Origin of the sequence: Sphingomonas sp. LHG3406-1 (genome assembly GCF_029637485.1) — a bacterium.
Lineage (GTDB): Bacteria > Pseudomonadota > Alphaproteobacteria > Sphingomonadales > Sphingomonadaceae > Sphingomicrobium.
Window position 1 is genome coordinate 879,887 of record NZ_CP069128.1, and the last position, 20,607, is coordinate 900,493.

The window sequence follows — 20,607 nt, forward strand, 5'->3', positions numbered from 1 at the left end:
GCTACCAACCGATTTCTCCTCACGACCTCCGAGAGCCGCCGACGTTCCTGGATCAGGGCTGGCCGCAGCTGTTCTGGTCGACCATCGCGCTGGCGATGCGGACGTCGGACACGGCCATTCCAAGCGTGCCGCCGGTTCGGATCGAGGCGGGGACGGCGACCTTCTGCGGGTTCAGCCCAGCGCGAGCGAAGCAGCGCAACGGAATGGTAAGGGTCCGCCATTCGCCAACCGGCGCAGCGCGCAGCACGCCGCCGATCGGAACTTCCGCGCCGTCCATCGCCAGCGTGACCGGGCCACTCGGCCTGTCGTCGACGCGATAGTCGATCAGCAGGCTGAGTTCGCCCGTGGTCTCGCGCGAGATATCGATCGGGGCCGCCGCGCGGATGAAAGCGGCGGCTTCGCCGCCACCGGTCCAGCGCAGGCGCCGCGCATCCTCCTGAGCCCGCCGATCGACGCCGGCGATGGTGATGCCGCTGCCGCTGGTCGCCCACTGCCAGCCGGGCGGAAGCGTGCCTCGCCCGAAATAGACGCCGTCGGCTCCACCCGGCACGGGCGGCGGCCGATCCTCAGGCAGCTGCGGCACGTTCCTGCGGTCGGCGGCACGGAGGCCGTAACCGTAGGCGAACAGCGGATCATAGCCGGCAGCGCCACGGTTCTGCGGTGCCTGGTCCGCGCGCTTTGGCCAGCTGAAGGTAAGCTTTCCGGTGAAATCATGCCGGACCCGGCCAGCGGCGTTACGCAGAAGCACATCGGCCACCCCGCCCCCTTCGCTCCCCGGCAGGAAGGCGGCGACGAAGGCATCGGAGGCGTTCAGCTCCTGGTTCACCCACAAGGGACGCCCGGACAGGAACACCGCGACCGTCGGAACGCCAGCCGCCTTGAGCTTGCGCAACAGTTCGAGATGCCGCTTGTCGCCGGGGCTGAATTCCAGCGTCGCCCGGTCGCCGACGAATTCGGCATAGGGCTCTTCGCCGAACACGACGACGGCGACGTCGGGGCGCTGGCTGAAGCTGCCGTCGACGCTCAGCGTCGCCCGCCCGCCCGCCGTTTCGACCGCCTGGCGGATGCCGCCCCAGATGGAGGTGGCACCGGGAAAGTCCGCGTTGGTAAGCCCCGAGCCCTGCCAGCTGATCGTCCATCCGCCGGACTGCCGGCTGATGTCGTCGGCGCCGTCACCCGCCACCAGGATGTTGGCGCGCGGCGACAGGGGCAGGATGCCGCCATTGTTCTTCAGCAGCACCAGCGACTTGCGCACGGCTTCCCGGGCGACGGCGCGATGCCCGGGTGACCCAAGCAGTTCGAAGCGCCCGGCCAGTGGGCGGGTCGAGGGAGCGCCCTTCTCGAACAGGCCGGCGCGCAGCTTCACGCGGAGGATGCGGCGGACCGCATCGTCGAGGCGAGCCATCGGGATCGCGCCCGACCGGACCTGCGCCAGCGTGCTGTCGTACAGGCCCTTCCAGCTGTCGGGCGCCATGAACATGTCGAGCCCGGCATTGATGCTCGCCGGGCAGCTGGTGTTGGTGCAGCCCGCGATCTGGCCATGCGCATTCCAGTCGCCGACCACGAGGCCGTCGAACCCCATCTGCTGCTTGAGCGCCCCGTCGAGCAGGCCGCGGCTGCCGTGCACCTTCTCCCCGTTGACGCTCGAGAAGGAGGCCATGACCGCCTGCACGCCCGCCTTCATCGCCGGGCCGTAGCCGGCGCCATGGATGTCGCGCAGCTCCGCGGGCGAGACGGCGGTGTCGCCCTGGTCCTTGCCGCCGGTCGTGCCGCCGTCCCCGACGAAATGCTTGGCCGTCGCGATGACGCGGCCCGGCCCCATGAACTCGCGCGTGCCCGGACGGCCCTGGAGGCCTTCCACCATCGGACCGGCGAAGGCGCGGACGATCGCCGGATCTTCGGAGAAGCCCTCATAGGCGCGGCCCCAGCGATCGTCGCGGACCACGGCGAGGGTCGGCGAGAAATCCCAGTCGATGCCGGTCACCACCATCTCGCGCGCGGTGACTTCGCCGATCTTGCGCATCAGCGCCGGGTCGCCGGTCGCGCCGAGACCGATATTCTGCGGGAAGATGGTGGCGCCGACCACGTTGGCATGACCGTGGACTGCATCGATGCCCCACATGAGCGGGATCTTCTCGCCCGTCCACGCCGCCTGGTCGGAGGCGTTCCAGTAGGCATCCGCAAGCTTCAGCCACTCGGCCGGGGGCGCCTTCTCGTTGCCTCCCGGCGCGCTGTTGCCGCCGGCGAGGATGGAGCCGAACTTGTATTTGGCGACGTCAGTGGGGGTGATGCTGGCGATATCGGGCTGGATGATCTGGCCGACCTTCTCCTCGACCGACATGCGCGCGAGGATGGCATTGGCTCGCGCTTCCAGCGCCGCATTGGTGCGGACCCGGCTCTTCACTTTCGGCCAGGTGACACCGGCCGTCGCTGCCGGCCGCTCCTGCGCGAGCGTCGCGCCGTTCGGCAGTGCCAGCGCGCTCGTCGCCGTGATCGCCAGCAGGCAAGTGCTCCGTGTCAGCCCGAACCGCTTCATCCCTGGCTTCTCCTCCACCGCCACCCGGCCAAAAGAACAGCTTCGGCCAAGCGACATGATAGCGCTATCATGGCGCGGCCATTCTGCTACGTCCAGCGCTTTGGCGAAGGCGGAGGGGAAAAGGATGGCGAGCGCTCTGCGATTGCGAAGCGGCGCCGATCGTGGTGATTGCAGCGGACCGCCTTTTCCGCACTTCCAGAAAGAGTAGACGTGACCGCCATCCCCACCAGCCGCGTCCTCGTCGGCGAGCGCGCACCCTATTTCTGGTTGGGCTGCGTCGCGATCTCGCTCGGCGTCCTGCTCCACCTGCCGATGCTGTGGATGGCGCATCGCATGGGCAATCACCTCGTCGGCATGGCGATGGACTGGGAAATGCTCGTCGGCATGGGGCTGATCGTCGCCGGGGTGCCGCTGGCCTGCTGGGGCGCACTACCGACCCGCCCGGTGCACGTCGAGGAAGCAAACGCGGATTATGAGGCGTCGGACGCCATGCCGCTCAATCGCTCCCATGCTGTGGTGCTGGCAGTCCTGACGCTCGGGCTGATCATCGACGTGATGAAGCCCGCCACGCTGGGTTTCGTCCTTCCGGGAGTCCGGCAGGAATATGGCATCGACCAGTCGACGGCCGCCCTGCTCCCACTCACCGCGCTGATCGGGACGACGGTGGGTTCCTTCCTCTGGGGCTGGCTGGCGGACATCTACGGGCGGCGGGTGTCGATCATCCTGTCCTCCATCCTGTTCGCCTCCACCGCCATCTGCGGCGCCATGCCGGCGTTCGAGTGGAACCTCGTCATGTGCTTCCTGATGGGAAGCTCGGCGGGCGGCATGCTGCCCGTCATCTACACCCTCCTCACCGAAGTCATGCCGCCCCGGCACCGCAGCTGGGTGCTGGTGCTGGTCGGGGGCACCGGGCTGATCGGCGGCTATCTGGCGGCAAGCGGCGCCGCCCACGCGCTGGAGCCGACCTACGGGTGGCGATCGCTATGGCTGCAGGGCTTTCCCACCGGCCTCCTGCTGCTCGCCCTCACCCGCTTCATTCCAGAGACACCGCGCTTCCTCGCCAAGCAGGGGCGCACGGCCGAACTGGCCGACATGGAGCGCCGGTTCGGCCTCGTGCGGGTCAATCGTTCGGCTGCCTCCATGGCGCACTTCAGCAAGGTGAGTAGCCAGCCGCGCCTGACGGCGGCCCTGGTCATTGCCGCCTTGTGCTGGAGCTTCGTCAACTTCGGCCTGCTGCTTTGGCTGCCCAGCGACCTTCAGGCACGCGGCTACAGCGCCGAGCTGACCAGCGGGCTGATCGCCAGGTCATCGCTGATCGCGCTTCCGACCATCGCCATCGCCGCCTTCACTTATTCGAAGCTGAGCAGCCGCTGGACGCTCGTCGTGACCGTCCTCATCACCCTGGCGGGCCTCTTCGGCGCGCTGCTGCCATCATCGATGCTGCAATGGGAGCCACTGCTGGTCACCGTCATCGCGCTGCTGATCGTCGGCACGAACGGGACGATTGCCGTGCTGATTCCCTACACGGCCGAGAATTACCCGCTGCACATCCGGGGACGCGCCACTGGTCTGGTCGCGGGGAGCAGCAAGTTCGGCGGCGTGGCGGTGCAGGTGGCGGCGCTCGTCGGCTTCATCCCGACCCTGGTCGGAGCGGCCTGGGCGCTGGTCCTGCCGACGGTCGCCTCCGCCGCGATGATCGCCTGGGCTGGACGCGAGACCCGCGGCCGGAGCCTCGCGGAGCTCGAGGGCAAGGCCGGCTGAGGCAGGCGTTATTCAGCGCCTCCGGGTGCACGCTTCCTCGACGAACAGGTGTCAGCTCCGGCCGATGAACTCGTCTGTCGAATTGCCGAGCATGAGGCCAATTCTGGTAGCTCGGCGCCGCGCTCGTCAGTCTTCCTGCTTCTGCTCCTCCCCGGGGATCGGGGTCGCCGTGTCGAGCGCCTCGCGGACGTAAAGTTTCTTCACCAGCACGTAGATCACGACCGTCACCGGTGCGGCGAAGATGACTCCGAGCGGTCCGAACAAGGTGCCCATCGCGAGCAGGGAGAAGAGCAGGACCGCGCCCGGCAGGTCGACCGCCCATTGCTGGAGCAGCGGCGAGAAGAGATTGCCTTCGAGCTGCTGCACCACAAAGTACACGCCGGCCACCCACAATGCCAGCTGCGGGTCCAGCGCGGCGGCGATCAGGATAGCGGGAACGGCGGCCAGGATCGGGCCAATGAAGGGAATGAACTCGAGCAGTGCTGCAAGCAGGCCGAATGCGAGCGCATTGTCCATCCCGACCAGCCACAGGCCGACGCCGCTGGCGATGCCGACCGCCGCCATCGTCAGCAGCTGAGCCTTGAGCCAGAGCTTGAGCGCAATCCCGCTGTCGGCGATCGCCGCGCTGGTGACGGCGCGGCGGCTCTCGGGCACCAGCTTGACGAGACCGCTCCGATAGAAGCGCGGCGACGCGGCGATGAAGATGCCGCCGACGACGATCAGGAGCGCATCGGCGATCCCGCTGCCAAGGCTCATGACGAACTGGCCGGCGGTTGCAGCGAAGCTTCCACCGCCGCCACTGCCGCCCTTCAGCTGATCGAGTTGCCCGGACAGACCGAAGCCCTCCAGTCGCTGCTGCAATGCTGCCCAGGCTCTGGGCAGGGCTTCGCGGATCTGCTCATACTGGCTGGTGAGCTGTGCGCCGAACAAGGCGAAGCAGAGCGCCACGACCACCAGTACGGTGAGGACCGCCAGAGCGAGGCTCACGCCAGCGGGGATACGAAGCTTCTGGTAGACCCCGGCCAGGCTCTGGAAGAGAGTGGCGACGACCACCGCGCCGAACACCATCAGCAGAACTTCGCGTAGCTGCCAGACCAGCAATGCGAGCGCCACGAGCGCAATGACGATCAGTGTTCGCCGGATGAAGCGGCTGTCATCGTGCGTGTGCGGGAAAGTTGACATGGATGACGAACCAAGCGGCGCGCCACCTGTTCCGTTGCGAGCGTGGAACAAGCCTTTATCCTGCGAAAGGCGGAGCCCAGTGCTTCCCGATCACGCACTCACGCAGGGAAACACTGGGCCCCGGCTTTAGCCGGCGGGGCAGCTACTCTCCGCTGCCCGGCTCGTTCATCTTGCGTCCCTGCTGCGCCGAAACGCTTTCGGGAAGCACACCGGCGGCGAGGACCTGCGCCTTGTTGGCGAGGCCGTGGACGACCGCATGCTCGCCCTTCTTCATCGCTTCCCAGCCGGTCTTGGCGACGTCGGCGGCCGAAGCCTTCTTCGACTGGCCGACCTTGGTGTCCTCCATGTCGGCGCGGGCGAAGAACTCGGTCTCGGTCGCGCCGGGCTTGAGGCAGGTCACCGTGACGCCCGTGTCCTTGAGCTCGTTGCCGAGCGCGGCGGCGAAGCTGTCCACGAACGCTTTCGAAGCATGGTAGACAGCCTGGAAGGCGGCGGGGACGTGGCCGGCGATGGAGCCGGTGATGAGGATCCGCCCCTCCCCGCGCTGCGCCATCTTCTTGGCGATGGGCTGGATCAACAGCAGGGTGCCGGTGATGTTGGTGTCGATGACGTGGCGCCACTCGGCGACGCTCTGCTCGAGAAAGCCATGGCCGAGCCCGTGGCCGGCATTGGCGACCAGCACGTCGACATGGCGGTCGCCGATCTGCTGCAGGAGCTGCTTCACTCCCTGATCGGTCGAGAGGTCCGCCTCGATGGAGTCGACCTCGCCGTCGAGGCCGGCGCCAGCGTCCACCATCGGCGTGTCCGAAGCGACGATCAGGTCGTAACCCTCCGCCGAGGCAAGGCGCGCGATTTCAAGCCCGATGCCCGACGAGGCACCGGTGATGACTGCAAGTTTGCTCATTGTTCTTCTTTCCTGATTACTCTGCCGGCTCGACCTGTCGCGCGGCGACGAGATCGACCTGTGACTGCTGCTGGTCCATGCCCGGCTTGAGGACGATCTTGGTGTAGGTGTCCTGCTCGTCGTGCCAGTGGCGGTACATTTCCGCGGCGCGGCTGAGCGGTTCGCGGTGCGAGATCATGAAGGTCGTATCGAGTTCGTCCTTTTCGATCAGTTCCAGCAGCGGCTTGGTGTAGCGCTGCATGTGGGTCTGGCCGCTCTTCACCTGCAACCCTTTCTCCATCAGCTGACCGAGCGGGAATTTGTCGGCAAAGCCGCCATAGACGCCAGGGATCGAGACCCGCCCACCCTTGCGGCAGGCAATGATCGCCTGGCGAAGCGCATGCGGCCGCTCGGTGCCAAGCATCATGTGCGCCTTCACCGTGTCCGCCAGATTGTCGATGGCAAGGCCGTGGCTCTCCATGCCGACGCAGTCGATCACCGCGTCGGGACCGATCCCGCCGGTCATCTCCTTCAGGGCCTCGAGCACGTCGACTTCGCGGTAGTCGAGGATGTCGGCGCCCATCTGCCTCGCAAGCTGCAATCGGCGCGGATAATGGTCGATGGCGATAACCCGGTGCGCGCCGAGCTTGAACGCGCTCTGGATGGCGAACAGGCCGACAGGTCCGCAGCCCCAGACGGCGACGGTATCGCCGGGTTCGATGTCGGCATTCTCCGCCGCCTGCCAGCCAGTGGGAAGGATGTCCGACAGGAACAGCACCTTGTCGTCCTCGATATGGTCGGGGATGACGATCGGGCCGACATCGCTGAACGGCACTCGGACATATTCCGCCTGGCCGCCGGCATAGCCGCCGGTCAGATGCGCATAGCCGAAGGCTGCGCCCATGGCGTGACCCATCAGCGTTTCCGACGCATCGCTGGTTTCGGCCGGATTGCTGTTGTCACAGGCCGAGAATTGCGTCTTCTTGCAGAAGAAGCAGTCGCCGCAGCTGATGGTGAAAGGCACCACCACCCGCTGACCCTTCTTGAGGGTCGATTTTGCGCCGGTTTCGACCACTTCGCCCATGAATTCGTGGCCGAGAATGTCGCCGGCACGAAGGGTCGGGATGTAGGCATCGTAGAGATGCAGGTCCGACCCGCAGATGGCGGTCGAGGTGACCTTGATGATCGCGTCGCGTGGATTGACGATCTCGGGATCGGGAACGCGCTCCACGCGCACGTCGTGGCGGCCTTGCCAGGTGAGGGCTTTCATCGTCTTGCAGCTCCTAGATGCGGGGCTCGGTCGGGCTTTCGCTCTTGCGACCGGAGGGTGAGGCGTTGACCGGGACTTCGCCGGTTTCCATCAGCTGCTTGAAGCGGCGGAGGTCCCGGCGTGCCTGGACGTTGGGCTCGCGCTGCATGACCTTGGCGACCATGCGTCCGAGCGCTCCCGCCGGCGGCGTATAGCGGATGAGCAGCCGGACATAAGTGCCGCGGCCCGGCGGCGCTTCGGCGAACTCGACCCGCCCTTCGGTCTCGATCTGACTGTCCGGTTCGCTGACCCAGGCGATGGTCTTGTTTGGAATATCCTCGAGGATGCGGGTCTTCACCTGCACGGTGGCGCCGCCCGGCGCCTCGATCGTCCATTCCGAGACCTTGTCGTCGATGCGCCGGATTTCGCGGACGTTGTCCATGAACTCCGGGAAGCGCTCGAAGCGACGCCAAATAGCGTAGAGTTCGCCCGCTGGTTTGCCGATGGTGACGGTGCGGCCGACCAGCGACCGTCCATCTTCCTGGTTGCGGGCACGCTGCTGCGCCTTGCCGCGCAGGACATGGTCGGGCGCGTCGCTGAGGATCGGGCCGCTTGGCAGCTCGTCCTCGGACCTTGCGCGGGCGAAGAAGAAGGCAGCCGCACCTGCGGTCGCAAGGCCGAGGCCGAGGCCGATCAGGGTGCCGTTGCCGTTCGACCCGTTGCCGCGACGACGTCGCTGGTCGCCCTGGATGCGGACACGCTGGTCCTCGTCGACTTCCTCGATCCGGCCACGCCGCGGGGCGGGCTCATGCTCGCGGGCATCGCGGACTGCTTCCTCGTTCAGCCGTTCGACTTCGTCGACGACGTCTGCGTCGGTATGTTTATGCGCCAATTCTACCTCCTGTCGCGGCCCACGAACGGGCGGAGGAAGAAAGGCGTTCCGGTTGTTACGCCTGCGGCGCGGGCCAGCCTTCGACGATCTCGACGAAGCGACTCAGCCAGGCGTTGGTCTGATGGCCGTCGATCACGCGATGATCGATGGTGAGCGTGACATAGGCCATCGGGCGAATGGCGATCACGTCCGCGCCATCCTGGCTCAGCACCACCACCCTCTTCTGAAGCTTGCCGACGCCGAGGATCGCCGCCTGGCCCTGGTGGAGGATGATCGGCGCCGCCAGCAGCGAGCCCGATACACCATGGTTGGAGATGGTGAAGCTGCCGTTGGCAACGTCCGACCGTTCGAGCCTGCCAGCGCGGGCACGGGCGGTAAGGTCGTCCAGGCGAGCGCCGATCTCCTCGAGACTGAGCGCAGCGCAGTCACGCACCACCGGCACCACCAGCCCCTTGTCGCCGAGCGCCGTCCCGACGCCGATGTCGACCGTCGGCGAAACAATGGTCCGATCGTCCGCCCAGCGGCCATTCACCGCCGGCGCGACCGCCATTGCCTCGGCGGCCGCCTTCAGCAGATAGGCGGTGTAGCTGAGCCTGGTGCCGTTGGCGGCAAGGGCCTTCTTGTGGGCGGTGATGGCGGTGAAGTCGGCCTCGAACAGCGCCGTGACGTGCGGCGCCTCGGCCACCGCGCGCACCATGTTGTCGGCAATCGCCCGGCGCATCCGGTCGTGCGGGATGTCCTGCCAGTTGGCCTCGGCAACGCGCGGCTGGGCGATCGGCTTGGGTCCGACATCGACATGGCTGACGGTCGCGCCTGCGACGGCGCGGTCGACGTCCTCGCGAGTGATCCGGCCATTGCGGCCGGTGCCGGTCAGTCGGGCGGGGTCGATGTCGTGCTGGAGGAGCGCCCGGCGGACCGAGGGGGAGAAGCGGGTTTCGGCCCCTGCCTCAACCTCGTTCGTGTTGAGCGAAGTCGAAGCACGCTCGCGCACCGGCGCTTCGACGACGCGCTCCGCGCTACGCTCAGGACCAACGGCGGTGTCAGGCGCAGTGTCTATCCGCCCCAGCACCGCGCCAGGCACCGCCTCGGCATCGGTCCCGAGCAAGATCTCGGCCAGCACCCCCGCCGCCGGCGCAGGCACCTCCTGCGTCACCTTGTCGGTTTCAAGTTCGACCAGCGGATCGTTAAGCTCGACCAACTCGCCCGGCTGCTTGAGCCAGGCGCGGACGACCGCCTTGGTGCCTTCCTGCTCGTCGGGGACGCGGACCTCGATCACGTCAGAACCCCACAAGCCGGTCAATTTCGGCGCGGATCCGCCCGACGCTCGGCACGGCGGCTTCGAGCAGGCTCGGATGATGCGGGCTCGGAATGTCCGGCATGGTCACCCGCGCGACCGGCGCGTCGAGGTCGAGGAAGGCCTCGTCGGCCACCACCGCCGCAATCTCGGCACCGAAGCCGGCGGTGCGCAGGTCCTCGTGGACGATCAGGCAACGGCGGGTGCGGCGGACGCTGTCGAGCACCATGGCGCGGTCCCACGGCTGCAGCGTGCGCAGGTCGATGACGTCGGCACTGAGGCCTTCCGCCGCCGCCTCGCAGCGCGGCACCATCGCGCCCCAGGTGACGATGGTGATCCGGTCGCCTTCCCGCGTCTTCTTCGCCCGTCCGAACGGCAGGACGTAGGCGTCGCCCGGCCACGGCCGGCGCGCCCAGCTGTCGTCGAGCATGGCGCGATGCTCGAAGAAGAGGACGGGATCGTTACCGCGCAGGGCCATGCGCAGCAGCCCGACCGCATCCTCGGCATTGCTCGGCACCGCGACCTTCCAGCCGGGATTGTGGACGAACTGCACCTCGTTGGTCTGGCTGTGCCAGGGATCGCCGCACTTGAAGAAGCCGCCTGGCACCCGCAGCACCATCGGCGCGGCGAAGCGGTTGGCGGTGCGCCAGCGCATCGTGCCGGTATCGTTGATCTGCTCGGTCGCCGGCTCGGCATATTTGCGGAACTGGATCTCGGGCACGGGCAGCAGCCCGGCCAGCGCCATGCCGACCGCGCGGCCGACGATGCCCTCCTCGTTGAGGCTGGTGTCGAACACGCGGTCGCGGCCGAACTTCTCCTGAAGCCCGAGCGTCACCGCATGGACGCCGCCCTTGGGCCCGACATCCTCGCCGAAGACGCACATCTTCGGATTGGCGTCGAGTTCCTGGTCGAGGACTCGGCGGATGGCGGTGACCATGTTGATCCGCTGGCCATCGGGACGGGGTTCGTCATGGGTGCCGTCGAGCGACAGGCCGGCGCGCCCACCGACCGCCGAATGGGTGCCGGAGAAGAAGACGTCGTCGGCGACCCGTGCGGGATCGAGTACCGGCCGCGCCTCAGCCTCCTCGCGGGCGCGGGCCACGTCCCAGCGGACCGCCTCCTGCAGTTCTTCCCAGCGCTGCTCGCCGATCTGGAGGGCGGCGCAGTGGCTCTTGAGCTTGGGCAGCGGATCGCGCGCCCATTCGGCGGCAATCTCGTCGTCGCTCTTGTAGGTCTGCGTGTCCTGGTAGCTGTGGCCTTCGAGACGGGGCACCGTCAGGCGCAGCAGCGCGGGCCCGCTGCCGCCGCGGACATGCGCCATTGCCTCGCCGATCAGCCGCGCGGCCTCGACCGGATCGGTACCGTCGCCGTTGAAGATGGTGAGGCCCTTGAAGCTCGCCAGGTTGGCGGCAATGTCCTGCCCGGGCGTCTGGTAGGTCGACGGCACGGAGATGCCGTAGCCATTGTCCTCGACGTAGAAGAGCAAGGGCAAGCCTTGCGTGGTCGCGATGGTGAGCGCCGACCAGAAGCCGCCGGTCGCGCAGCTCGCGTCGCCGCCGAGGACGAGGGCGATATTGCCGCGGGCCTGCTCCTTCAGCACCTCCGCCTTGTACCTGACCGCCTGAGCCCAGCCGGCCGCCGGCGTATATTGCGCGCCCACGCCGCCGCACATCGGAAGCGCATGAGCGCCGCCCGGGTTGGGATAGTTGAAGACGACGCCGATATCTCGCCCGCCGCTATAACCGCCGCTCCGCCCCATGCCCGAGCCGAGCGCGTCCGCCAGCGGCACGCCGAGCGCCAGCAGCAGAGGGCGCGAGCGATAGTAGCCGCAGGCCGCGTCGCCATCCTTGAGGTGCAGCCCGAGCAGCACCTGCGCCATGTCATGGCCGCGCGCGCTGAACTGGTAGAGGACCTGCTTGGCGGGAACGAGTTCCTCTTCCTCCAGCCGATCCAGCTCGCGGCTGGTGAGAACGAGACGGGCGACCTCGTCCCAATCGGTGGTCACGCCAAACGCCGGATCCGCTTCAGCCATTCATCGTCTCGACGACGGCCGCGCAGAACCGATCGAGGTCGCGATCGGCGATCCCGACGAGATTCGCCCGCCCACTGTCGGCCATGTAGATGGCGTGTTTGTCGCGCAGCTGCTTCACCTGCTCAACCGACAACGGCAGCATCGAGAACATGCCCTGCTGGTCGGCGATGAAGGCGAGGCGCGGGTCGGAGGCAGCAATGCGCTCGCGCACCATGCGGATGCGGCCGTGCATCTCGTCCAGCTCGGCACGCCAGTCGGCGCTGAGGCCCTCGTCTTCGAGTACCATGCGGACGCAGGCGGCGCCATGGTCGGGCGGCATGGACCAGGCCTCGCGGCTGATCTGCAGCAGGTGGGTCATGACGAACTTCGCATTGTTCGCGGTCGCGGCCTTGACGAACAGGCAGCCGACCCGGTCGCGATAGACGGCGAAATTCTTGTCGCAGCTCTGGGTGACCAGCACTTCGTCGCAGGCCTCCAGCATCAGCTCGACACCGAACCGGTCCTGATCGAGCCCGCGGGCGAAGCCCTGGTAAGCGAAGTCGATCAGCGGGATAAGGCCGCGCCGCGCCACGATCTCGACGATCGTGCGCCATTCTTCCTCGGACAGGTCGGCCCCGGTCGGATTGTGACAGCAGCCGTGGAGCAGGGCGACGTCGCCCGGGCGAGCGGCTTCCAGCGCTTCGGCCAGCGCCGCGAAGTCGACCCTGCGGGTGGCTGCATCATAATGGCGATACTCGACGATCTCGAGCCGCGCGCCACGGGTCATCGGCGGGTGATTGGGCCAGGTCGGCGTGCCCATGATTACCCGCGCGTCCGGATTGGCGGCGGCGATCAGCTTCAGCGCGAGGAAGAGCGCGCCGCAGCCACCCGGCGTCTGCAGACCGACGATGCGCTCGTCGCCGGGATGGGCACCGAGGACGACCGGGCGGAGCAGGTCGGCGAAGCGCTTGTCGCCGGCGCCGCCGAGATAGGATTTGCTCACCTGCTGGTCGTGCAGCATCTGCTCGGCCTCGCGCACCGCGCGCATTACGGGGGTCCGGCCCTCGCCGTCGCGATAGACGCCGACACCGACATCGATCTTGTCGGCGCGGGGATCGGCATTGACCATGGCGATCAGCGCCAGCAGCGAATCGCTGACAATCGGGGGCAGATCGGCAAGGCCGCGACGCTTGGCTTCGGTCAGCATGGGGCGCGCTCTAGCGCCAATTGCCGCACCCTAAAAGGGAGGCTCGATCAGGCGTCGTAATCGAGCGCCACGCCCTCGCCCTTGGGCACCGCCTGACAGGTGAGGACGTAGCCGGCCGCAATCTCCTCGTCGGACAAGCCGTAGCGGGCGGCCATGCTGACCTCACCCGCCGTGACCCGCGCACGGCAGGTGGCGCAGACGCCGGCCTTGCAGGCGAAGGGTGCCGCGAGGCCCGACGCACGCGCCGAGTCGAGGATGTTGGAGCCGTCGAAGGCGATCCTGCGGGTCCGCCCGTCCATGGTCACGCTCATCTGCAGGCCCGAGGCGGCCTGGCTGAGCTCTGCCATCTGAGCGGCGAGCGCTGCGGACGGCCGGCCGGCCGTGAAGCGCTCGATGTGGATGCGGTTGCTTGCGACGCCGGCATCGACGAGCGCGGCCTCGGCCGAGTCCATCATCGGGCCGGGGCCGCAGATGAACCAGGCGTCGACCTCCTTCGGCTCGTCCACGAAGGCGGCAATGACCCGGTCACAGGTTTCGCGGTCGAGCATGCCGTTCAGCAGCTCGACGTCGCCTTCCTCGTCGCTCAGCAGGTGGAACAACTCGAAGCGCCCGAGATAACGGTCCTTCAGTTCGGCCAGCGCATCGAGGAAGATGATGCTGCTCGCATCGCGATTGCCGTAGAAGAGGGTGAACCGGCTGCCCGGCTCCTCTGCCAGGGCGGTGCGCGCCAGCCCCATGATCGGGGTGATGCCCGACCCGCCGGCGAAGGCGACATAGCGGCGGCTCCTGGCAGCGTCGAAATCGACCGTGAAGCTGCCATGCGGCGGCATGACGTCGATCCGGTCGCCGATCTTCAGCTCGCGCGCCACCCAATTGGAGAAGGCGCCGCCCGCGATCTGCTTGACGGTCACCTTGAGCTGCCCCTCGTGGGGCGCGGTGCAGAGGGAGTAATTCCGCCGCACTTCTTCGCCGCCGATAAACGCTCGAAGCGTCAGATGCTGGCCGGCGCGGTAGCGGAATGCGGGGCCGAGCTCTTGCGGAACGGCAAAGCGGATGGAGCGGGCCTCGGCCGTCTCCTCCACGATCTCCGCCACTTCGAGCGCGTGGAAATGCTTCTCGCTCACCAGACCGCGTCCGGATAGGTGCGGGGAAGATATTGCATGATCGCCAGCAGGTGGCCGAGATGCTCGCTGTGGTGGCCACGACGGCCGCCGACGATCGCGCGCTGGTCGGCCGGCACGGGAAGCGTGGCCTCGGTCAGCACGGCAGCAACGGCTGAGCGATAGTCATCCTCGAAGCTGCGCGGGTCGACGGCGATGCCGCAGGCGATTGCCGCTTCCAGCTCCCCGTCTACCTCGAACAGCTCCGGCACGAAGCGCCAGCACCAGCCGAGACCGTCGAGCGATCGCGCACGGCTCTCCTCTGTTCCATCACCGAGGCGGATCACCCATTCGGCGGCGAGTTCGCGGTGGTAGGCGACCTCCTTGACCGCCTTGGCCGCGACCTCGCGCACCGCCTGGTCGCTGCTGTTGGCGAGCCGCTGGTAGAGCAGGTGCTGGTAGGTCGAAAAGAGCAATTGCCGGATCATCGTCCGCGCGAAATCGCCGTTCGGCTGTTCGACCAGCAGGCAGTTGCGGAAGTCGAGCACGTCGCGCCTGAATGCCAGTTCGTCGGCGTCGCCCGCCGCTCCGAGCAGCAGGGTCGCCTGACCGATCAGGTCGAGCGCAAGGTTGGAGAGCGACAGGTCGACCTCGACGGATGGCGCATGGCCGCACCATTCGCCGAGCCGCTGGCCGAGAACGAGTGCATCGTCGCCGAGCCGAAGGAGGTAGCCGGCGCGAACGGGATCATGTGCGTCCGACAGTGCATCGAAGGCGCCGGACGGGCGCGCCCGCTCGGCGGCGGCCTCGTCTTCGGGCCGGATGGGTGGAAGGCTCGGCATCAGATGTGCTTCACCTCGTCCGGGATGTCGTAGAAGGTCGGGTGGCGATAGACCTTGTCGGCGGCCGGTTCGAACAGTTCACCGGCCTGGGCGGGGTCAGACGCGACGATGTCGCTCGACTTCACCACCCACAAGCTGACTCCCTCCTGGCGGCGCGTATAGGTGTCGCGAGCGTGACGGAGGGCGATTCCCGCGTCCGGCGCATGGACGCTGCCGAAATGGCGATGCGCCAGCCCGCCCTTCGTCCGCACGAAAACTTCCCATAATGGCCAGTCCGACATCTCATCCTCCGTCGCTTGCGGCTCTCGCCGGGACGACGGACGAAATCAAGCGGCCGCCTTGCGCGCCTGCTTCCTGGCTTCGTGCGCGGCGGCGGCTTCCCGGACCCAAGCATTGCTCTCCCACGCCTCGCGGCGGGCGGTCATGCGCTCCTTCGCGACCGGACCTTCGCCCTTCACGACCGAATAGAATTCCTCCCAGTCGATGTCGCCGAAGTCGTAACCGCCCTTTTCCTCGTTCCAGGCGAGCGCCGGATCGGGAACAGTAAGGCCGATGAATTCGGCCTGCGGAACGGTGATGTCGACGAATTTCTGGCGGAGCTCGTCGTTGGTCTCGCGCTTGATCCGCCAGCGTAACGATTGAGCGGTGTTCGGGCTGTTCTCGTCGGGCGGTCCGAACATCATCAGGCTTGGCCACCACCAGCGATTGAGCGCGTCCTGCGCCATTCGCCGCTGCGCCTCGGTGCCGCGGGCGAGATGCATCATGATCTCGTAGCCTTGGCGCTGGTGGAAACTTTCCTCCTTGCACACCCGGACCATGGCCCGGGCATAGGGGCCATAGCTGGTCCGCTGCAGCGGGACCTGGTTCATGATCGCCGCGCCGTCGACCAGCCAGCCGATCGCGCCGATGTCGGCCCAGGTGAGGGTCGGGTAATTGAAGATGGTGCTGTACTTGGCCTTGCCGCTGTGGAGCGCCTCGATCATCTCCTGCCGGCTGGTTCCCAGCGTCTCCGCGGCGCAATAGAGGTAAAGGCCGTGCCCCGCCTCGTCCTGCACCTTGGCGAGCAGGATCGCTTTCCGCCGGAGCGACGGCGCGCGGGTGATCCAGTTGCCTTCGGGCAGCATGCCGACGATCTCGCTGTGCGCATGCTGGCTGATCTGCCGGGTCAGCGTCTTGCGATAGGCTTCCGGCATCCAGTCCTTCGGCTCGATGAACTCGTCCGCCGCCACCCGCGCCTCGAACGCGGCGAGCAGTTCGGGGTCCTCCTGCGCGGCGATGGGCTGAACCTTGGCGCCGGGCTTCGACAGATCGGTCGTGTACATGAGCCCTAGATAGCCATTGCAGCCCCTTGGTTCCACCCGGTCCTTTCGCCTAGAGCGCCGAAGTGCCCCTTCCACGCGCCCGTGTCGTCACCCTGAACGCCGCCTTGGGCCCGCTCGACTATCGCGTGCCCGACGGGATGGCGGTCGAACCGGGCAGCGTCGTCGTTGCGCCCTTGGGTCCGCGACAGCTGGTGGGCGTAGCCTGGGAAGCCGAGCGCCTGCCGAGCGAGGAGGTCGGCGACAATCGCCTTCGCCCACTCGCCGGCCTGATCGACGTGCCGGTCATTCCCGCACCGCTGCGGCGGCTGTGCGAATGGACGGCGGACTATTACCTCAGCCCGCTCGCCTCGGTGCTGCGGATGGTGCTGCCCTCCTCCTCTGCCCTCGAAGGCGCGCGGCAGCTCACCGAATATCGCCCGACCGGAAGCGTCCCAGCGCGTTTGACGCCGCAGCGCACGCAGGCGCTGGAGCGGCTGGAAGGCCGCCAGGGGACCATTCGCGAACTCGCGGACCATGTCGGCGTCAGCGACACCGTCATGCGCGGCCTCGTCAATGCGGGCGCGCTCGAGCGCGTGCAGGTGGAGGCCGACGGCCCGCTGCCCTGCCCCGTTCCCGATCATGCCCCGCCATCACTCAGCGCCGACCAGCAGGCCGCCGCCGACAGTCTTGTTGCCGCTATCGGCAAGGGCTTCGATCCCGTACTGCTCGACGGCGTCACCGGATCGGGCAAGACCGAAGTCTATTTCGAAGCGGTCGCGGAGGCCGTTCGGCAAGGTCGGCAGGTGCTCGTACTCCTCCCCGAGATCGCGCTTACCGAGCCTTTCCTCAAGCGCTTCGCCGCCCGCTTCGGCTGTGCGCCAACGGCCTGGCATTCGGACCTCCGCTCTTCCCAGCGCCGCCGCGCGTGGCGAGGGATCGCCAGCGGTGAGGCGAAGGTGGTCGTCGGCGCCCGCTCGGCGCTGTTCCTCCCCTATGCCGACCTTGGCCTGATCGTGGTCGACGAGGCCCATGAGCCAAGCTTCAAGCAGGAGGAAGGCGTCCAGTATCATGCCCGCGACGTGGCGGTGATGCGCGCCCGCTTCGAAGAGGTCCCGGTCATCCTTTCCTCGGCAACCCCGGCGATCGAGACGCGGCACATGGTTGCGTCCGGGCGCTACCGCGAGCTGCAGCTCAGGCGTCGCCATGCCGGGGCGGAGTTGCCGAGCCTCGAAGCGTTGAACCTCACCGCCGACCCGCCGCCGCGCGGGCGCTGGATCGCGCCCCGTCTTCTGTCGGAACTGGAGGCCAACCTTGCCGCGGGGGAGCAGAGCCTGCTTTTCCTCAATCGCCGCGGCTTTGCGCCGTTGACCCTCTGCCGCACCTGCGGGCACCGCTTCCAGTGCCCCAACTGCACTGCCTGGATGGTCGAGCACCGGCTGATGCGGCGGCTGGCCTGCCACCATTGCGGCCATGTCATGCCGCCGCCGGCCGAGTGCCCGGACTGCGGCGACAAGGACAGCCTGGTCGCCTGCGGGCCAGGAGTGGAGCGCATCGCAGACGAGGTGCAGTCGCTGCTGCCCGACGCACGCACCGCCATCGTCACCTCCGACACCATCTGGAGCCCCGCCCGCGCCGCCGAGTTCGTCGCCAACATGGAGGCGGGCGAGATCGACATCGTCGTCGGAACGCAGCTCGTGACCAAGGGCTACCACTTTCCCAACCTTACGCTCGTCGGCGTGATCGACGCCGACCTTGGCCTTTCCGGCGGCGACCTTCGCGCGGCCGAGCGCAGCTTCCAGCAGATCAGCCAGGTTGCCGGGCGCGCCGGGCGCGGCGAGAAGCCCGGCCGGGTGTTCGTCCAGACGCACCAGCCCGACGCGCCGGTCATCGCCGCCCTCGTCAGCGGCGACACCGAGCGCTTCGTCGAGGCCGAGACCGAAGCGCGGCAGGAGGCCGGCATGCCCCCATTCGGCCGCCTTGCCGCCATCATCGTCAGCGCCGAGGACAGGGAAGAGGCCGAGCAGGTCGCCAAGCGGATCGGTCGCAAGGCACCCGACGTCGATGGCATGGCGGTCTACGGCCCCGCCCCCGCCCCGCTCGCCATGCTCCGCGGCCGCCATCGCTTCCGCTTGCTTGTTCACGCCCGTCGAAGCCTCGACGTGCAGGACGTCATCCGCGACTGGCTCGGATCGGTGGAATGGAGCGGTAAGGTTCGGGTAGCGGTTGACGTAGACCCCTATTCCTTTCTCTAAAGGTGCCGAACCGGGGCTTTTCAGGGGTGCCTTGATGTTGTTGTGTCGCGTGATTCTCGCTGCAATGCTTTCTCTTGCGGCGACCGGCGAGGCACTCGCCGCCTGGCACGAAGCCCGCACCAGGCACTTCATCATCTACTCCGAACAGAGCCCGTCCGAGCTCAAGGCCTATGCCGAACGGCTCGAACGGTTCGATGCCGCCGTTCGCCGGATCAGCGGCATGGAGGACCCGTCGCTGACGGACGCCGGCAAGGTCACCATCTATGTCCTTCCGACCGTCTACGCGCTTCAGGACCTGTACGGCCGCCGCGGCGACAATGTGCTTGGCTTCTACAGCCCCCGCGCGTCCGGCTCGGTCGCCTTCGTCAGCAATCGCACCGAGGCTGGTCGCAACGGGCTGAGCGCCAACCATGTCTTCCAGCACGAATATCTGCATCACATGATGCTGAGTTCGCAGAAGACGCCCTATCCGGCCTGGATGGTCGAGGGTTATGCCGAATTCTACGGCACCGCCGAAGTCCAGCGCGACGGCGCCGTGCGGGTTGGCCTACCGCCGCAGTCGCGCGCCAATACCGTGCTGCTCGATCTCGGCTTCAACGCCGAGCAGATGCTGACCGGCGCCGCGCCCAAATCGGAAGAGGACCGCAGTTCGCTCTATGCGAAGGGCTGGCTCCTCACCCACATGCTGGCCTTCGATCCGGTCCGCCGACCACAGCTCGACCAGTATCTGCTGGCCCTGCGTCGGGGCGAGGCTCCGCTTGCCGCCGCCAGGGGCGCGTTCGGCGATCTGAAACAACTCGACAAGGATCTCGACCGCTATGGCCGTGGCTCTTTTCGCGGGGTGATGGTCTCGCCGGGTCCGTTGCCTGAGGTATCCATCCGCCGCCTTTCCGAAGCGGAGGACGCGATCATGCCGGTGCGGATCCGCTCCGACCGCGGGGTCAATCCGACCACCGCCTCGCAGGTCGCCGCCGACGCCCGCCGAATCGCTGCGCGCTTTCCGACCGACAGCTTCGTCCAAGGTGTGCTGGCCGAGGCGGAATATGACGTGAAGGATTATAAGGCCGCGATCGCCGCCGCCGACCGTGCCCTTGCCGTCGATGCGAAGAATGCCCAGGCGCTGGTCTACCGCGGTCGCGCCCTGATGCAGCTTGGCCGGGCCGACCGCGCCAAGGCCGAATGGGCCGAGGTCCGCCGCTCGTTCGTCCGCGCCAATCGCGCCGACACCGAGAATGCCGAACCCTTGTGGCTCTTCTACCAGAGCTTCCTGGCCGCCGGCGAGCGACCGTCCAAGTCGGCCATCGACGGCCTCATCTACGCCCAGGTGCTGGCACCGCACGACATGGGGCTTCGCTTCACGACCGTCCGGCAACTCCTGATCGACAGCAAGCCAGCCGAGGCCGAGCCGATCTTCGCCCAGATCGTCTTCAACCCCCATATCAATGTCGGCGCACGACCCAAGCTCCTGGAGGCGATGGAAAAGATTAGGTCGCGAGACTCAACAGCGGCGCTCGACGCGCTGCTGGCGGATCGTAGGCGGCCCGGCGCCGAGGAAAGCGACGACTAGGGGATCGGCAGCCGGTCGACATTGCCTGCGGGCGAGTAGCGGCAGACGAGGTAGGTCCAGCCCCGCGCCGACCGCATCGCGCAGCCGATCCGCGTGGTCCGACGCGCAATCACCTGAGTATAGTGGCCGACATCACCTCCCCGCCCCGTTCTGCTGACTGCCGGAAAAATGCCCGGGCGAAACCAGCGGCGCTCGCCGGTCCAGGTTTCGACCATTGCTCGGGGGGAATAGGCGCCGGTGGTCCCCATCCACAAATTTTCGCCCTGTCCGGCGCGCCAGCTTTTCGGGCTGTGCCCCCAGCTGCCGGTCCGCGCCATCTCCGTCGCCCAGCGATCGGCGGCGGCGGCGAGGCCGAGATCCCAGGCGAGCGGCGCCACGTTCCAGGCCGCTCGCTCGCGATTGTGCAGGGCCAGCGCGTCCGCTTCCCACGATTGCGCCGAGGCGGGGGCGGACAGAAGGAACAACAAGGCGAAGCCGGGCATTGTACGCATCGGCGCACGAGATCGCCGGGTTTCGGCACTTTCGCCACT

General features: G+C 67.6%; 16 protein-coding genes. 3 read left to right on the forward strand and 13 right to left on the reverse strand.

The features are described 5' to 3' along the window. Positions 1-52: 52 nt before the first annotated feature. Positions 53-2,536 carry an exo 1,3/1,4-beta-D-glucan glucohydrolase gene (locus JOY29_RS04280; protein ID WP_300974951.1) on the reverse strand — a complete coding sequence of 828 codons (2,484 nt, stop codon included), beginning with the start codon at positions 2,534-2,536 and terminating at the stop codon, positions 53-55. Between the two features lie 210 nt (positions 2,537-2,746). Between JOY29_RS04280 and JOY29_RS04285 the strand changes: the two genes are divergently transcribed. Further along, the gene (locus tag JOY29_RS04285; RefSeq protein WP_300974952.1) at positions 2,747-4,297 is read left to right on the forward strand and encodes an MFS transporter; all 1,551 of its coding nucleotides are present in this window, start codon (positions 2,747-2,749) and stop codon (positions 4,295-4,297) included. A gap of 126 nt (positions 4,298-4,423) precedes the next feature. Here JOY29_RS04285 and JOY29_RS04290 read toward each other — a convergent pair whose 3' ends face one another. From JOY29_RS04290 to paaA, 11 genes are all read right to left on the reverse strand, one after another. Continuing rightward, entirely contained in the window at positions 4,424-5,479 is a 1,056-nt protein-coding gene (locus tag JOY29_RS04290) for an AI-2E family transporter (protein WP_300974953.1), read from the reverse strand. Between the two features lie 142 nt (positions 5,480-5,621). Further along, on the reverse strand, positions 5,622-6,383 hold the full coding sequence (locus JOY29_RS04295) for an SDR family oxidoreductase (RefSeq protein ID WP_300974954.1): 762 nt from the start codon (positions 6,381-6,383) through the stop codon (positions 5,622-5,624). Positions 6,384-6,399: 16 nt separating this feature from the next. Beyond that, on the reverse strand, positions 6,400-7,632 hold the full coding sequence (locus tag JOY29_RS04300) for a zinc-dependent alcohol dehydrogenase (RefSeq protein WP_300974955.1): 1,233 nt from the start codon (positions 7,630-7,632) through the stop codon (positions 6,400-6,402). A gap of 13 nt (positions 7,633-7,645) precedes the next feature. Next, entirely contained in the window at positions 7,646-8,503 is an 858-nt protein-coding gene (locus tag JOY29_RS04305; RefSeq protein ID WP_300974956.1) for an SRPBCC family protein, read from the reverse strand. Between the two features lie 55 nt (positions 8,504-8,558). Next, the gene (locus JOY29_RS04310) at positions 8,559-9,779 is read right to left on the reverse strand and encodes a dihydrolipoamide acetyltransferase family protein (protein ID WP_300974957.1); all 1,221 of its coding nucleotides are present in this window, start codon (positions 9,777-9,779) and stop codon (positions 8,559-8,561) included. A 1-nt stretch (position 9,780) separates the two neighbouring features. After that, a complete protein-coding gene (locus JOY29_RS04315; protein WP_300974958.1) occupies positions 9,781-11,802 on the reverse strand; it encodes a transketolase C-terminal domain-containing protein in 2,022 nt (673 codons plus the stop codon). A gap of 19 nt (positions 11,803-11,821) precedes the next feature. Next, positions 11,822-13,015 (reverse strand): aromatic amino acid transaminase, encoded by a 1,194-nt coding sequence (locus JOY29_RS04320; protein ID WP_300974959.1) that lies wholly within the window; start codon positions 13,013-13,015, stop codon positions 11,822-11,824. Positions 13,016-13,062: 47 nt separating this feature from the next. Next, positions 13,063-14,139, reverse strand: a complete 1,077-nt coding sequence (locus JOY29_RS04325) for a ferredoxin--NADP reductase (protein ID WP_300974960.1) — start codon at positions 14,137-14,139, stop codon at positions 13,063-13,065. Continuing rightward, positions 14,136-14,957, reverse strand: a complete 822-nt coding sequence (gene paaC / locus JOY29_RS04330; RefSeq protein WP_300974961.1) for a 1,2-phenylacetyl-CoA epoxidase subunit PaaC — start codon at positions 14,955-14,957, stop codon at positions 14,136-14,138. Before paaC ends, JOY29_RS04325 begins: the two co-directional genes overlap by 4 nt. Continuing rightward, positions 14,957-15,238, reverse strand: coding sequence for a 1,2-phenylacetyl-CoA epoxidase subunit PaaB (gene paaB / locus JOY29_RS04335; protein ID WP_300974962.1), 282 nt, complete (start codon positions 15,236-15,238; stop codon positions 14,957-14,959). The genes paaC and paaB overlap by 1 nt, the downstream gene beginning before the upstream one ends. A 45-nt stretch (positions 15,239-15,283) precedes the next feature. Then, positions 15,284-16,279: a 1,2-phenylacetyl-CoA epoxidase subunit PaaA gene (gene paaA, locus JOY29_RS04340; RefSeq protein ID WP_300974963.1), complete on the reverse strand. Its 996-nt coding sequence runs from the start codon at positions 16,277-16,279 to the stop codon at positions 15,284-15,286. Between the two features lie 62 nt (positions 16,280-16,341). Between paaA and JOY29_RS04345 the strand changes: the two genes are divergently transcribed. Both JOY29_RS04345 and JOY29_RS04350 read left to right on the forward strand, forming a co-directional pair. After that, positions 16,342-18,510, forward strand: coding sequence for a primosomal protein N' (locus JOY29_RS04345; protein ID WP_300974964.1), 2,169 nt, complete (start codon positions 16,342-16,344; stop codon positions 18,508-18,510). Between the two features lie 49 nt (positions 18,511-18,559). Beyond that, complete coding sequence (locus JOY29_RS04350; protein WP_300974965.1) at positions 18,560-20,077, forward strand: hypothetical protein; 1,518 nt, start codon at positions 18,560-18,562, stop codon at positions 20,075-20,077. Here the strand turns inward: JOY29_RS04350 and JOY29_RS04355 are convergent. Then, positions 20,074-20,568: a CAP domain-containing protein gene (locus JOY29_RS04355; protein WP_300974966.1), complete on the reverse strand. Its 495-nt coding sequence runs from the start codon at positions 20,566-20,568 to the stop codon at positions 20,074-20,076. The genes JOY29_RS04350 and JOY29_RS04355 overlap by 4 nt on opposite strands. Between the last annotated feature and the right edge of the window lie 39 nt (positions 20,569-20,607).